Source organism: Roseovarius salincola, from assembly GCF_026891095.1.
GTDB classification, from domain to species: domain Bacteria; phylum Pseudomonadota; class Alphaproteobacteria; order Rhodobacterales; family Rhodobacteraceae; genus Roseovarius; species Roseovarius salincola.
Genome location: NZ_JAPTNL010000025.1, coordinates 1 through 13786, shown reverse-complemented (window position 1 = coordinate 13786; position 13786 = coordinate 1). Strand labels below are relative to the sequence as shown.

At 65.6% G+C, this 13786-nt stretch carries 15 protein-coding genes; 4 read left to right on the top strand and 11 right to left on the bottom strand.

From position 1 onward, the window contains the following. Nucleotides 1-64 precede the first annotated feature (64 nt). The 5 genes from phnK to phnG are packed head-to-tail and all read right to left on the bottom strand — an operon-like array spanning nucleotide 65 to nucleotide 3801. Nucleotides 65-835 (bottom strand): phosphonate C-P lyase system protein PhnK, encoded by a 771-nt coding sequence (gene phnK, locus N5A93_RS17960; RefSeq protein WP_268956471.1) that lies wholly within the window; start codon nucleotides 833-835, stop codon nucleotides 65-67. Further along, entirely contained in the window at nucleotides 832-1704 is an 873-nt protein-coding gene (locus N5A93_RS17955) for an alpha-D-ribose 1-methylphosphonate 5-phosphate C-P-lyase PhnJ (RefSeq protein ID WP_268956470.1), read from the bottom strand. Before N5A93_RS17955 ends, phnK begins: the two co-directional genes overlap by 4 nt. Next, nucleotides 1701-2789 (bottom strand): carbon-phosphorus lyase complex subunit, encoded by a 1089-nt coding sequence (locus tag N5A93_RS17950; RefSeq protein WP_268956469.1) that lies wholly within the window; start codon nucleotides 2787-2789, stop codon nucleotides 1701-1703. The genes N5A93_RS17955 and N5A93_RS17950 overlap by 4 nt, the downstream gene beginning before the upstream one ends. Next, nucleotides 2789-3358, bottom strand: coding sequence for a phosphonate C-P lyase system protein PhnH (gene phnH / locus N5A93_RS17945; protein WP_268956468.1), 570 nt, complete (start codon nucleotides 3356-3358; stop codon nucleotides 2789-2791). Before phnH ends, N5A93_RS17950 begins: the two co-directional genes overlap by 1 nt. Beyond that, complete coding sequence (phnG, locus tag N5A93_RS17940; protein WP_268956467.1) at nucleotides 3358-3801, bottom strand: phosphonate C-P lyase system protein PhnG; 444 nt, start codon at nucleotides 3799-3801, stop codon at nucleotides 3358-3360. The genes phnH and phnG overlap by 1 nt, the downstream gene beginning before the upstream one ends. Nucleotides 3802-3903: 102 nt before the next feature. Here phnG and phnF point away from each other — a divergent pair, with 102 nt between their 5' ends. Both phnF and N5A93_RS17930 read left to right on the top strand, forming a co-directional pair. Continuing rightward, nucleotides 3904-4617, top strand: a complete 714-nt coding sequence (phnF, locus tag N5A93_RS17935) for a phosphonate metabolism transcriptional regulator PhnF (protein WP_268956466.1) — start codon at nucleotides 3904-3906, stop codon at nucleotides 4615-4617. A gap of 98 nt (nucleotides 4618-4715) precedes the next feature. After that, the gene (locus N5A93_RS17930; RefSeq protein WP_268956465.1) at nucleotides 4716-5876 is read left to right on the top strand and encodes an alpha-D-ribose 1-methylphosphonate 5-triphosphate diphosphatase; all 1161 of its coding nucleotides are present in this window, start codon (nucleotides 4716-4718) and stop codon (nucleotides 5874-5876) included. Between the two features lie 175 nt (nucleotides 5877-6051). On the opposite strand, the gene N5A93_RS17925 is transcribed toward N5A93_RS17930, so the two are convergent. The 5 genes from N5A93_RS17925 to phnC form a co-directional block, all read right to left on the bottom strand. Then, nucleotides 6052-6669 (bottom strand): LbetaH domain-containing protein, encoded by a 618-nt coding sequence (locus N5A93_RS17925; protein WP_268956464.1) that lies wholly within the window; start codon nucleotides 6667-6669, stop codon nucleotides 6052-6054. Between the two features lie 87 nt (nucleotides 6670-6756). Beyond that, complete coding sequence (gene phnE, locus N5A93_RS17920) at nucleotides 6757-8109, bottom strand: phosphonate ABC transporter, permease protein PhnE (protein WP_268956463.1); 1353 nt, start codon at nucleotides 8107-8109, stop codon at nucleotides 6757-6759. Nucleotides 8110-8113: 4 nt separating this feature from the next. Further along, nucleotides 8114-8986 (bottom strand): phosphonate ABC transporter, permease protein PhnE, encoded by an 873-nt coding sequence (phnE, locus tag N5A93_RS17915; protein WP_268956462.1) that lies wholly within the window; start codon nucleotides 8984-8986, stop codon nucleotides 8114-8116. 74 nt (nucleotides 8987-9060) lie between these two features. Next, nucleotides 9061-9960, bottom strand: a complete 900-nt coding sequence (phnD, locus tag N5A93_RS17910; protein ID WP_268956461.1) for a phosphonate ABC transporter substrate-binding protein — start codon at nucleotides 9958-9960, stop codon at nucleotides 9061-9063. A gap of 60 nt (nucleotides 9961-10020) precedes the next feature. Next, on the bottom strand, nucleotides 10021-10845 hold the full coding sequence (gene phnC / locus N5A93_RS17905) for a phosphonate ABC transporter ATP-binding protein (protein WP_268956460.1): 825 nt from the start codon (nucleotides 10843-10845) through the stop codon (nucleotides 10021-10023). Between the two features lie 128 nt (nucleotides 10846-10973). Between phnC and N5A93_RS17900 the strand changes: the two genes are divergently transcribed. After that, a complete protein-coding gene (locus N5A93_RS17900; RefSeq protein ID WP_268956459.1) occupies nucleotides 10974-11534 on the top strand; it encodes a TetR/AcrR family transcriptional regulator in 561 nt (186 codons plus the stop codon). Here the strand turns inward: N5A93_RS17900 and recO are convergent. Further along, entirely contained in the window at nucleotides 11531-12271 is a 741-nt protein-coding gene (gene recO, locus N5A93_RS17895; protein ID WP_268956491.1) for a DNA repair protein RecO, read from the bottom strand. The genes N5A93_RS17900 and recO overlap by 4 nt on opposite strands. Before the next feature lie 132 nt (nucleotides 12272-12403). On the opposite strand from recO, the gene N5A93_RS17890 reads away from it, so the two are divergent. After that, a partial coding sequence (locus N5A93_RS17890; RefSeq protein WP_268956458.1) for a VWA domain-containing protein occupies nucleotides 12404-13786 on the top strand: 1383 nt, incomplete at its 3' end.

Here is a 13786-nt window from a genome sequence, read left to right as displayed (position 1 = left end):
CTTGCCCCCAATACTCCGGGGGAGTCGCCCATCGGGCGACGGGGGCAGCGCCCCCGCCCGCGCCTCACACCTGCAACACGCTCGACACCAGCAATTGCGTATAGCTATGCTGTGGATCGTCGAGAACCTGATCGGTCAGCCCGCTTTCCACCACGTAACCGTCCTTCATCACCATCAAGCGATCCGCCAGCAGGCGCACCACCGCCAGGTCATGGGTGACGATGATCGCGCTCAGCCCCATCTCGCGCACCAATCCGCGCAACAGGTCCAGCAGCCGCGCCTGCACCGATACGTCCAGCCCCCCGGTGGGTTCGTCCATGAACACAAGTCGCGGGCCGGTGACCAGGTTGCGCGCGATTTGCAGGCGCTGCTGCATCCCCCCAGAAAAGGCCGTCGGGCGGTCGTCGATCCGGTCATCCGGGATCTCCACCCGGCCCAGCCAATCCACCGCCTGGCCGCGGATATCGCCATAATGGCGCGCGCCCACGGCCATCAGCCGCTCGCCCACATTGCCGCCCGCGCTCACCCCCATGCGCAGCCCGTCGCGCGCATGCTGATGCACAAAGGCCCAATCCGTGCGCGACAGCATCCGCCGCTCGGGTTCGGACATGGCCAGCGTGTCGCGCGGGCCGTCCGCTCGGGTGTCGAACAGGACCGCGCCCGCATCGGGCACGATCTGACCGGCCAGACAGCCCAGAAGCGTCGATTTACCCGACCCGCTCTCGCCGACGATCCCCATCACCTCTCCGGGGTAAAGATCGAACGCCACATCGCGGCACCCAAGGCGCGCGCCGTAGAATTTCGTGATCCCCGTGACCTGCAAAAGCGGTGTCATGCCGCGCCCTCCTGTCTGGCCGCCAGCTGCGCACCCAGATGGCCCTGCGCCTGACGGGTGCGGCAGTAATCGGTATCCGAGCAGACGAACATCCGCCCGCCGCGGTCATCGGTGATGACCTCGTCAAGATAGCTGTCCCGCGCGTCGCACAGATCGCAGGGGTGATCCGCCTTGCTGGCCTCGAACGGGTGATCCTCGAAATCGAGACTGACCACATCGCTGTAAGGCGGCAGCGCATAAATGCGCTGCTCGCGCCCCGCACCGAACAGCTGGATCGCCGGGCAATCCGCCAGCTTGGGATTGTCGAATTTGGGGATCGGCGAAGGGTCCATCACGTAGCGCCCCTCGACCTTCACCGGATAGGCATAGGCGGTGGCGATGGCGCCGTGCTGGCTGATATCCTCGTAAAGCTTCACATGCATCAGCCCGTATTCCTCAAGGCTGTGCATCTTGCGGGTCTCGGTCTCACGCGGCTCAAGGAAGCGCAGGGGTTCAGGGATCGGCACCTGGTAGACCAGGATCTGATCCTCGCTCAAGGGCGCCTCGGGGATGCGATGGCGGGTCTGGATGATCGTGGCGGCTTCGGTCTCCTCGGTCACTTCGACCCCGGCGGTGCGTTCAAAGAACTTGCGGATGGACACCGCGTTGGTGGTGTCATCGGCGCCCTGATCGATGACCTTGAACCGGTCCTCGGGCGTCAGGGTCGCGGCGCTCACCTGTACCCCGCCCGTGCCCCAGCCATAGGGCATCGGCATCTCGCGGCTGGCGAATGGCACCTGGTAGCCCGGCACCGCCAACCCCTTGAGGATCGCGCGGCGGATCATCCGCTTGGTCTGCTCGTCGAGATAGGCGAAATTGTAATCGCTCATTCCGCGGCCTCCTTCACCTCTTCGGCCCCCGCCGCCCGGCGCAGCTTGCGCACCAGCTCCAGCTCGGATTGGAAATCGACGTAATGGGGCAGCTTGATATGCTCGAGAAACCCCGTCGCCTGGATGTTGTCGCAATGCATCAGCACGAATTCCTCGTCCTGCGCGGGCGCGCCCTGATCGTCCTCGCCCAATTCCTTCCAGCGCAGCGCCCGGTCCACCAGCGCCATGGAAATCGCCTTGCGCTCGGTCTGCCCGAAGACCAGCCCGTAACCGCGCGTGAATTGCGGCGGCTCGGTCTTGGAGCCCTTGAACTGGTTGACGCTCTCGCATTCGGTCACGGTGATCTCGCCGATCTCGATGGCGAAACCCAGCTCGGGGATCTCCATCTCGACCGCCACACTGCCGATGCGCAGCTCGCCCACGAAGGCATGGTTGCGCGCATAGCCGCGCTGCGTGGAATAGGCGAGGCCCAGAACGAACCCCTCGTCACCCCGCGTCAGCGCCTGCAGCCGCAAGGCGCGCGCGGCGGGCAGCTCCATCGGCTCGCGCGTCAGGTCTGGCGGGGTCTCGTCGCTCTCGTCCTCGGTCTGGATCAAACCCTCGCGGTTCAGGAAACCGGTGATATGGGGCGTCGCCTCCCGGCGCGCCTCGCCTTCGGGCGCGGCCGGAGTCCCGCCCTCGGCCGCCAGTTTGAAATCCAGCAGGCGATGGGTGTAATCAAATGTCGGGCCCAGAACCTGCCCCCCCGGCGCGTCCTTGAACGTCGCCGAGATGCGCCGCTCGCAGGCCATTTCGGCGGTCTTCACCGGCGCCGATGAACCGAAACGCGGCAGCGTTGTGCGATAGGCGCGTATCAGGAAGATCGCCTCGATCAGATCGCCGCGCGCCTGCTTGATCGCCAGCGCGGCAAGGTCCGGGTCGTAAAGCGACCCCTCGGTCATCACCCGGTTCACCGCCAGCGCCATCTGCTCGCGGATCTGCGCCACCGACAGTTCCGGCACCGCAGGGTCGCCGCGCCGCTCTTCGGCCAGCCAGGCATGGGCATTGTCAATCGCCCGCTCGCCGCCTTTCACCGCCACATACATCAGTTGCCCTCCAGTTGCGTGCTGCGCGGCAGGGCCGCCACCCGGTTTGCGCTGGTCAGGAAGAAATCGAGCCCGAGCGGAAACAGCGCCGCATTGCGCCGCATCGCCGCCACATCCGGCAGCGACAGGCGCGTGCTCTCCTTGATGCCCGGCCCTGTCAGCACCGCGCCTTGCGGCGTCAACTCCGGCATCTCGACAATCAGCGTCGCGGAGCGGTCGGGATATTCCGACGTGCCGATCCGGTAAGCGTCGAGCGGCTGCAAATCCTCCCATTTGCCCACCGCGAAAGCCGCCTGCGCGGGGCCGACCAGCGGCGCACCGGTATGAAAGGTGATCCAGTCGCGCAAGCCCGCCACGTCAAGCGCGCCTGCCAGATGCACCGGCGTTCCGGGATCGCACAGCGTCAGGATCAGCGCCCCCGCGGCGGGCGACAGCGGCGCGGGCGGCACCGCGCCCACCAGTGTCTCGATCCGACCGGGGCGCGCCATGGCGTTCATCGCCGCGCGAAAGGCGCGGGCGGCATCGAGCGGCGCGTCGGGAAATCCCCCTTCAAGAGCCTCCGTCTGCATCAATCCTCTCCTCGCACCATGGTGAAGAATTCGACCCTTGTCGCCGCCGCCTTGGCGCCGCGCCGGGCGCGTCTGGCCTGCAGGTCCTCTTGCAGCGGGTCCAGCACCGCCGCGCGCAGCGCCGCCGCCTGCGCGCCCTGCATCATCGCGTCGATCTGCGCGGCGCGGGTCGCATGATCCTTGTCGCGCCCCTGCACATAGGCATGGCCGATCTCTCCGGTTTCCAGCTTGAGGGAACAGCGCGTCACCGTCATTTCCCCAAGGTTGAACGGCGCGCCCGTCGCGCCCGCCCGCCCCTGGACCATCACGCCCCCGGCCTCGGGCGCGCGCAGATAGCTATAGGCGGGCACCTCGCCGAACGCCGCCCAAAGCCGGGCAAGCTGCGCCGGCGGCGCTTTGGCCAGCAGGCTCATCCAATCCTGTCTCTCTTGAGTTCGGCTCATCTAGACACCTTGTGGATTTGTCTAATTTAGTATACAACTAGACAAATCATTACCAAGCCCGCCCGAGTCGCACAATCCCTCTGGACATGAAGTTTTCGTGACATGCCCCCTCGCACGCCGATCTGGAAATCCATCCACAGCGCCCTGAGCGCCGACATCGCCGCGAAACGCTACAGCCCCGGTGACCAGCTGCCGACCGAGGCGGCGCTCTCACGGCGTTTCGGCGTCAACCGTCACACGGTGCGCCGCGCCCTTGCCCAACTTGCCGAGGAAGGGATCGTCCATGCGCGCCGCGGCGCCGGGGTGTTTGTCACCCAAAGCCCGACCGATTACCCGATCGGCCGCCGGGTACGCTTTCACCAGAACCTGCGCGCGGCCGGAAGGATGCCGACCAAGGAGATTCTGTCACTCGAAACGCGCGCCGCCGACACCGGCGAGGCGGCAGCGCTGGATTTGCAGCCCGGCGCGCCGGTGCATGCCTGCGAGGGGCTGTCGCTGGCCGATGGCCAGCCCGTCGCCCTCTTTCGCAGCGTCTTTCCCGCAGCACACCTGCCCGGCCTGCCCGAGGCGCTGCACCGGCTGCGCTCAGTCACCGCAGCGCTCAACGATCAGGGCACCCCCGACTATACCCGTGCCTGGACAAGACTGACCGCAAAGCTCGCCAGTCCGACGCAGGCACTCCACCTGCGGATATCCGAGGGCGCACCGATCCTGCGCGCGGTCTCGCTCAATGTCGATCCGGCCGGCAAGCCCATCGAATATGGGCGCACCTGGTTCGCCGGTGATCGCGTCACGCTGACCCTGTCGGATTCATGAGGGATTCAAATGGCTTGTCACGCCGCCGATACATTGATGCCCTATAGTTACGGGAACAAGAGCACGAGAGCAGACCGATGCAAATGCCATGGCCCGACATGCGCCTGACAGGCGCGACCGTCCTGCGCGACGGCAAGATGCAGACCCGCTCGGTCGCGATCGAGCAGGGCCGCATCGGCAAAGGGCCGTTTCCCGAGGTCGATCTTTCGGGCTATCTGGTCCTGCCGGGCATCATCGACCTGCATGGCGACGCCTTCGAACGCCACATCGCCCCGCGCCCCACCGCGCCATTTCCGGCCGAACAGGGGCTGATCGGCGCCGACCGCGACGCGGCCGCCAATGGGGTCACCACGGCCTGGCTTGCGCAAAGCTGGTCCTGGGAGGGCGGCCGGCGCAGCCCCGACTACGCCGAAGCCTTTCTCCATGCCCTTGACGCCTATCGCCAGCGCATGAACACCGACCTGCGCGTGCAGATCCGCTGCGAGACCCACACCGTCGACACCGCCGGGCGCCTGATCGCCGCAATCCGGCGCCACCGGATCGGCTATGTCGTGTTCAACAACCATCTCGAAGAGACCCTGAAAACCTCCCGCAGCAGCCCCGAGCGCCTGACCGCATCGGCGCATGAGGCGGGCCGCAGCGTTCGAGACCACATGGCCGCGCTCGAAGCCGCGCGCAATCAGCGCCAGGCCGTGCCCCGCCACCTCTGCGATCTTGCGCGCAATTTCGACGCGCTCGGGGTGATCTACGGCTCGCATGACGACCCCGACGCCGAAACCCGCGAGACCTTCGCCATGATCGGCGCACGGATCTGTGAATTTCCCACCTCCCGCGCGGCGGCGAACCTCGCCAAGGCGGTCAACGACCCGGTGGTGATGGGGGCGCCCAATGTGGTGCGCGGCGGCTCGCAGGCGGGCAATATCGCGGCGATCGACCTCATCGAGGCGGGCAAATGCGACGCGCTGGTCTCGGATTACTTCTACCCCGCCCTCTCGCAGGCGGCCTTCGCGCTCGTTGACCAGGGCATAACCGATCTTCCCGCCGCTTGGGCGATGATCTCCGAGACGCCCGCGCGCATCATGCGCCTCACGGATCGCGGCACGCTGGACGAAGGACGGCGCGCCGATCTTGCCATCGTCAATGCCACCACCCGCGAGGTCGAAGCCACGCTGGTGCGCGGGCGCATCACCCATCTCGCCGGCGAGGCGGCACAGCGATTCCTTCGCCTCGGCCAAAGCCCAGCACTCGCTGCGGAATAGGCGCGACAGGCCTGTCATGAAGTTTTCATGAAACCATCGCCACACCGTCGCAGGAAACGCGCAGTTTCTCGGCACTGACTTTCCTATATTTCCCACAAATCCATTTCAATGACGAAACACAGGGTGACCCCGAAACCGGGGCACCCTTTTTCTTCGCGGGTGCTGAACCGCCCGCTCATCCGCCGTGCTTTTCAAGGAATGCCTCGACAGACAGCGCGCGAAAATCCTCAAGCGCCGCGCGCAGGCGCGCGTGATCCCAATCCCACCAGGCCAACGCGATCAAGCGCTCGGCCAGGGCTTCGGGCAGGCGGGCGCGAACCGGGCGTGCGGGCACACCCGCGACGATCTGGTAAGGTGCCACATCCTTCGTCACCACCGCGCCCGCGGCCACCACCGCCCCATGGCCGACCGTCACCTCGGGCTTCACCTGAGCGCCATGCCCCAGCCAGGTGTCATGGCCGATCGCCGCACGGCGCGCCCGGCGCGCGCGAAACCACTCCGCGTCGTCCCCGGCATCAGGCCAATAGGCGGCCGAGCGATACATGAAATGATGCAGGCTGGCGCGGTCGAGCGGATGATCCGTCGCGCCGATCCGCACGAAACTGGCGATATTGGCAAAACGCCCGACATCGGCATTGGCGATATCGCAATAGCGGTCGCAATAGGAATAATCACCGATCACCGAATAGGCCACCCGGCTGCCGCGCCCGATCTCGCTATAGGCGCCGAAATCGCTTTCGGTGATCTCGCAATCGGGATGCACGCTCGCGCCGTCGGCCCTTAAGTCCTTCATCTTTCCCCGTCCCTTGCCCGCTGCACCATTCCCGCGCCCCGGCTTCATCTTGCCCGAAATACTCCCGCCGGAGGCGTCCCGCCATCGTCAATGGCCGCTGTCATCCGACTGGATCAACCGGCGTCGCAGCCAGCCCGACACCGTATCCATCAACATCACCATGAGCAGGATGAGAATGATGTAATAGCTCACCTCCTCCCAGTCCTTCTGGGTGATCATCGCCTGGGTCAGCAGCAGCCCGATACCGCCCCCCGTGATCGCGCCGATGATCGTGGCGCTGCGGGTGTTGGATTCCAGATAATAGAGAACCTGGCTCAGAAGGATCGGCGTGATCTGCGGGATCACCCCGAAGCGATAGCGTTGCAGCGGCTTTGCGCCGGTGGATTGCACGCCCTCGATCTGGTTCCTGTCGACATTCTCGAGCGCCTCGGAAAACAGCTTGCCGAAGCTCCCCGTGTCGGTGATCAGGATCGCCAGCGCCCCGGTCAGCGGCCCCGGCCCGAAGGCGCGCGCCAGGATGATCGTCCAGATCAGCGCATCCACCCCGCGCAGGAAGTCGAATACCCGGCGCACGGCGGCGCGCACCACCATCAGCGGGGTAAAGTTGCGCGCGGCGGCAAAGGCCAGCGGCAACGCCATCAGTGCGGCTCCCATCGTGCCCAGAAACGCCATGAGGATCGTCTCGAAGATCGCCCACATGACATCCTTGTGCTGCCACATGCGATTGTTCCAGACATCGTGGACCATGGCGGCCAGATTGCTCTTGCCCTCCACCAGCCGGTCGCCCGACACGGCCAACCCGATCAGCTCGCCGAAACTCTTGCCGTAGAACGGGCTGTCCAGGGTGAACCAGAACAGCTCCCATCCGAAATGATATCGCATCACCTCCGAGCGGGCCTTGGTCAGGATGACGCGCCCGGCATCTGTGGTGATATCGACCCGTGCGTTGCTGGCGCTGATCCAATCGGGGGTCTCGCCCGCCGGAAGGTCCAGCGCGATACCGCGCCGGCTCACCTCGGCCGCGATCATGCCGTAACCCGGCACGTCATAGCGCATCGTGTCTCCGTCCAGCAGCACCTCCTGGCCGTGCTTCAACGAGACCACTGCACGATCGGCGCTCTCGACCTGCACCCAGTCTGGGCTGCGCCCCTCGGGCCATGTGCCCTTGTTCTCGCCTTCCACCGCGATGGTGATTCCGCCCATGCGATTGTCGCGGGTGACATGCGTCTTGTAGCTGAAGCTGTCAGCCACAAGGATCCGCGCGTTGTCCATTCGGGCGCGCTCCGCGAGGCCCGGAATGTCGAATGCGAAGAAGATATAGACGAAATAGGCCAGGATCCCAGCGGGTACGGCGATCGCCATCAGCCGTTTGCGTTGAAAGAAAGCGGTCGCGTCGAACGGCGCGGCGGCGGTTCCGGCAGTATCGCTCGTTGCGCTCATCGCCTTATCCCTTTCCGATCATCTTGTTGCGGTAATGGCCCGATATCTGGTCGAAAACCACGATGGTCGCGAACAGCAGCAGGAAGATCGCGGCCACCTCGTCATAACGGCCCTGACCCCAGCTGAAGGCGTTCTTGAGGTCATAGCCGATCCCGCCCGAGCCCACGAAGCCCAGGATCGCCGAAGCACGGACATTGATTTCAAAGCGCATCAGCGCATAGCTCAGATAATTGGGCGCGACCTGCGGGATCACGCCCAGCCACATGCGCTGCGCCCATGTGGCGCCGACCGAGTGCAGCCCCTCGACCGGCTTGAGGCTCGCATTCTCGTTCACTTCCGAGAACAGCTTTCCAAGCGCGCCGGTGGTGTGGATGGCGATGGCGATCATCGCCGGAACCGGCCCGCCGCCCAGAATGAAGATCAGCACCAGCGCAATGACGATCTCGGGGATCGCGCGCATGATATCCATGATCCGCCTGAACACCCCGATCAGCCGCGGCCATTTCGCCAGCCCCCGCGTCGCCAGCAGCGAGATCATGATCGCAAAGATCGCCCCCAGCAGGGTCGATGCCCCTGCGATGTTCAGCGTCTCCAGCAGCGAGGGCAGGAATTTCACCATCAGCCCCGGCAGGTTGGCGATCTTCTCGCCCGCCTCCGACAGCACTTCCTTCGGGAACTGAAAGATATTGCCGATCCCGTCCCAGAAACCGCCGGCATTGCGCCCGTCGGCCACGCGGAATCCCGACACCATCAGCGCGATGAACACGACCAGCATCACCATGCCGTAAAGCCGCTTGCGCCGGGTCATCTCCATATAGGCGGCCTGAACGTCCTGCACGCGTGCCACGCCCGCCTGTCCCACTGTCATCTCGCTCATGCCTCGTCCCCGTTCATGCGCGACCGGGCCCGCCTGGATGCGGGCCCGGTCGGTTTGTCTGTCCCTTTGCGGGATTACATCTTGGACTGACGCGCCTCGATGATCGACTGATAGGCGTCATGGTTGATCGGCTGGAACCCGAGGGCTTCACCGGCCATGAAGTTATAGGCGCAGTCCGGGTCCATGTAAGGCAGCGAGGCGGTCAGCGTCGTGATGTCGATCTTGACGCGCTCGGGCAGCGCCTTGCGCAGCACCACGGGGCCTTCCGGGATCGGCTTCGACTTCCAGATCTCCACGACCTGGTTCATGTCCACGAGACCCGCGTCGCTGGCCTTGCGCAGAGCGCCCGAATTGTAGCCGTCTTCCCATTCGCCCATGCCGTCGGCCCAGGTCACGCCCGCGTCGACATCGCCATTGGCCACGGCGACGATGGTCTGCTCATGGCCACCGACAAACTTGACCTCACCGAAATAGTCGCCCGACTCCATGCTGGCGCCGGTGGTCTGGGGGATTTCGATCGACGGGATGAGATAGCCGCTGGTCGAGTTCGGATCGCCAAAGGCGAAAACCTTGCCCTGCAGGTCCTCAAGCGATGCGATACCGCTGTCCTTGCGCGCGAAACCGACCGAGTAATAGCCGTAGGAACCATCGGTATTGGTCTTCACCATGACCGGCTCGACGGCGTCGGGGTCGGTCAGATAGGTCTTGGCATAGGCCGATGCGCCCAGCCACGCCATGTCGATGGTGCCGCCCAGCAGGCCCTGGATCACGCCGTCATAATCGGCGGGCGTGAACAGTTTGACCGGCACGCCCAGAAGTTCCTCGGCCTTGGCGCGGTAGCACTCGTTCGAGTTCATCCGGTCCTGGGCGTTTTCACCGCCCAGAATGCCGATACGGAATTCGGTGAATTCCTGGGCCATGACCGGCGCGGTCAGGGCAGTGGTGGCCACGATGGCAGCAATCAGTTTCTTCATGATGTCCTCTCTCACGTTTGAGGGTTTGATCCGCCGCGTCCGGCGACGGGGTGGATAGTTTCAGACCACGGCCTCGGCGGCGCGAATGGCGTCTTGCGCGTGCCGCTCAAGCGTCTCGATCGAGGTCGATGTACTGGCCTCGGAAAAACCGTCATCAGCGCCGTAAATGTCGCGCGCCACACCGGTGGTCAGCTGCTCGGGCGAGCCGTCGAAAACGACCCGTCCATGCAGCATCCCGATCACCCGGTCACAGTAATTTCTTGCGGTATCCAATGTGTGCAGGTTGGCGATGACAGTTCTGCCGTCCTCTTCGTGAATGCGGCGCAGATCATCCATGACCAGCTTCGCGTTCATCGGATCGAGCGACGCGATCGGCTCGTCCGCCAGCACGATCCTGGGGTCCTGCATCAGCGCGCGGGCGATGGCGACGCGCTGCTGTTGCCCGCCCGACAGGGCCTCGGCGCGCTTGGGCGCGTGGTCGGCGATGCCCAGCCGGTCCAGGATGTCGATGGCGCGATGGATATCGGCCTGCGGATAAAGGTTGAACATCGTCGCCAGCGTCGAGCGGCGGTTGAGCGTCCCATGCAGCACGTTCGACACCACATCCATCCGCGGCACCAGATTGAACTGCTGAAAGATCATCGCACAGTCGGACTGCCAGGCGCGCTTGTCCGCGCCCCTGAGCGCGGTCACGTCACGCCCATCGAAGGTGATCGTGCCGTCGCTCGCGTCGGTCAGCCGGTTGAGCATCCGCAACAAGGTCGATTTGCCGGCACCCGAACGCCCGATGATGCCGATCATCGCAGGCTTTTCAACTGTGAATGACACCGCATCGACGGCCGTGTTGCGTCCAAATCGTCTGGTCAGCCCGTTGATGGTCAGCACGTGATATCCCCCTTTTGACAGGGGCGGTGTTAGGCCGGCTTCGCTAAGCCTTTGCAACGGTTCGGTGAAGCTTTTGTAAAACCCTCGCCGCACTTGCCGGGGGGCATGGCGCGGCATATCCTTCTTGCATGATGACCACCTCGCGACGACTCGCTCAGGACGACTGGCTGCTGGCCGGGCAGGAGGCACTGGCCCGGTCCGGCCCCGCGTCCTTGAAGGCCGAGCCGCTGGCGCGGCGCCTCAAGACGACCAAGGGCTCGTTCTATTGGCACTTCGCAGATGTGCCCGCCTTTCACGCCGCGCTCCTGGCCCGGTGGGAAGACGAAAGCACCGCGCGCCTCGATGCCGCACACGCGCGGGAATCGCACCCGGTCGGACAATTGCGCCACATTGCCCAGATCATCGGCGGGCGCGATGCGGATGACGAAGACCGCGAAACCGCGATCGAACCGGCGATCCGCGCCTGGGCCAAGGACAATGCCGAGGCCCGGCTGGCGGTGACGCGGGTCGATCAATACCGCCTCGCGCTCATGCAGCGCCTGCTGGCCGAGATCGGCATCGCCAATCCCGAAATGGCCCGGATCATCTATGCCTGTGCCATCGGGATGGAGGAGCTGGCCGAAGACCGGCCCGGCGGCAACGCTCAGGCGATGGGGTCGCTGGTCGATCTGGTGCTGGCGCTGCGCTAGGGCGCGTCGGGGATCCGCGCGCGGAACCTGTCGACAAAACGCTGGCGTGCAGCGGGCAGGGGCTTGTTGCCCAGTTCCATCGCCAGATGATTGCTCAGGAAATGCCCCGTCACCCGCAACGCCTCGGCCACCTCGCTGTCGGGCGCCGGCCCCTCGCCCAACATGCAGGGCGGCAAGGGCAGCAGCCGGTCGGCCCATTCCCCCGCGCCCTTGCGCGACACCGCCCGCCCGGTGCGCGGTGAGACATAGCTCAGATCGTTCGCCTGCGCGCCCATCACAGCGCAACGGCTCAGATCAAGCCCGAATCCCATCTCGTCCAGCAAGGCGATTTCCCAGTCGAGATAGGCCAGCGGCCACACATCCCCCTGCCCCAGAAGGTCCAGCAACCGCTCGGTGCGCTGGTATAGGCGCGGATGCGCCTCGCGCTCGGGCAGGCTGAACAGCAACAGCGCCGTCACCGCATTGAGACCCGCCAGCGACAGGCTATCCCCCATCGACGCGGCCATGCGCGAGCGCATCGGCTCGACCGTGAAGGCGCCGATATGATCCTCCAGCCGTGCCCGCCAGGTCAGGTCAAGCTGCGCCCCCGGTTGCAGCACCGGCGCCATCCGCCGCGAGACGCCGCCGCGCACCACGCCCGCATGACGGCCATGTCCGGGTGTGAACACCTCGATGATCGCCGAAGTCTCGCCATGCGTCCGCGTCGACAGCAATATGCCCTGATCGCGCCATTCCATGCGCCGCTCCTGCCCGTTTGGGCCATACCACACCAGAACCAGCGCCTTGCCAAGGCCCGCGCGGCGCTTTGCAAGGCAATTCGATTCGTGCTTCACTCGGCACACTTCATTTCACGAACCGAGGGATTTTTCATGTCACATATCGCCCGCCGCGTTTCCGCCCTGCGTTCCGGCGCATTTGGCCTCGCCGCCGCCCTCTCCCTCGGGCTGGCAGGCACCGCCCAGGCCGCCGATGAAAACGTCATGGTGGTGTTTGACGGCTCGAACTCGATGTGGGGTCAGATCGACGGCACCGCCAAGATCGAGATCGCCCGCGGCGTCATGGAAAACCTGCTTGGCGACTGGACAGAAGACCGCAAGGTCGGGCTCATGGCCTATGGCCACCGCCAGCGCGGCGATTGCAGCGACATCGAAACGCTGGTGGCGCCCGGCGCCGATACCCGCGCCGCGATCCTCGATCGCATCAACGCCATCACCCCGACCGGCAAGACGCCCCTGACCGACGCCATCGAACTGGCCGCGACCGAGCTTTCCTATACCGACACGCCCGCGACCGTGGTGCTGATTTCGGACGGTCTGGAAAGCTGCGAGCGCGACCCCTGCGCGCTGGCCGAAACGCTGAAAAGCCGCGGGGTCGCCTTCACCGCTCATGTGGTGGGCTTCGGGCTTGGCGCCGATCAGGACAGCGGCTCGCTCTCCTGCATCGCCGAACGGACGGGCGGGCAGTATATCCAGGCCGCCAATGCCGATGAGCTGGGCCGCGCCCTTGGCGCGATCAGCACCGCCGTCGCCGCCGCGCCCGAACCCGAACCCGTGCCCGAACCGGAACCCGAATTACCCGCCGTCACCCTGACCGCTCCCGACAGCGCCCTTGCCGGATCGTCCTTCCGCATCGGCTGGAGCCCGACCCTCGATCCCGCCGATTACGTCACCATCGTTCCCGTCGGCACGCCCGAGGGCGACTACGGCGGCTATGTGCGCGTGCGCGACCACAGCGAGGCCGACTTTCGCGCCCCCGCCCAGACCGGCCTTTACGAGCTGCGCTACATGACGCAGAAGGACCGCAACGTGCTGGGCGTCGCCCCCATCGAGATCACCGAACCCGAGGTCAGCGTCAGCGGCCCCGAATCCGCCCTTGCCGGGTCCACGATCCCGGTCAGCTGGACCGGCGCGGTGCATGGGCGGGACTACATCACCATCGTCCCCATGGGCGCGGACGAGGGCAGCCACGGCGACTACACCCGCGTGAGCGACAAGGCCGAAGGCAAGCTCCAAGCCCCCGCCGACACCGGCATGTACGAAATCCGCTACGTGCTCGACGAGGGCAAGCGCACCATGGCCGCCCAACCCATCGAGATCACAGAACCCGAGGTCAGCGTCAGCGGCCCCGAATCCGCCCTTGCCGGGTCCACCATACCGGTCGCCTGGACCGGCGCGGTGCATGGGCGGGACTACATCACCATCGTCCCCATGGGCGCGGACGAGGGCAGCCATGGCGACTACACCCGCGTGAGC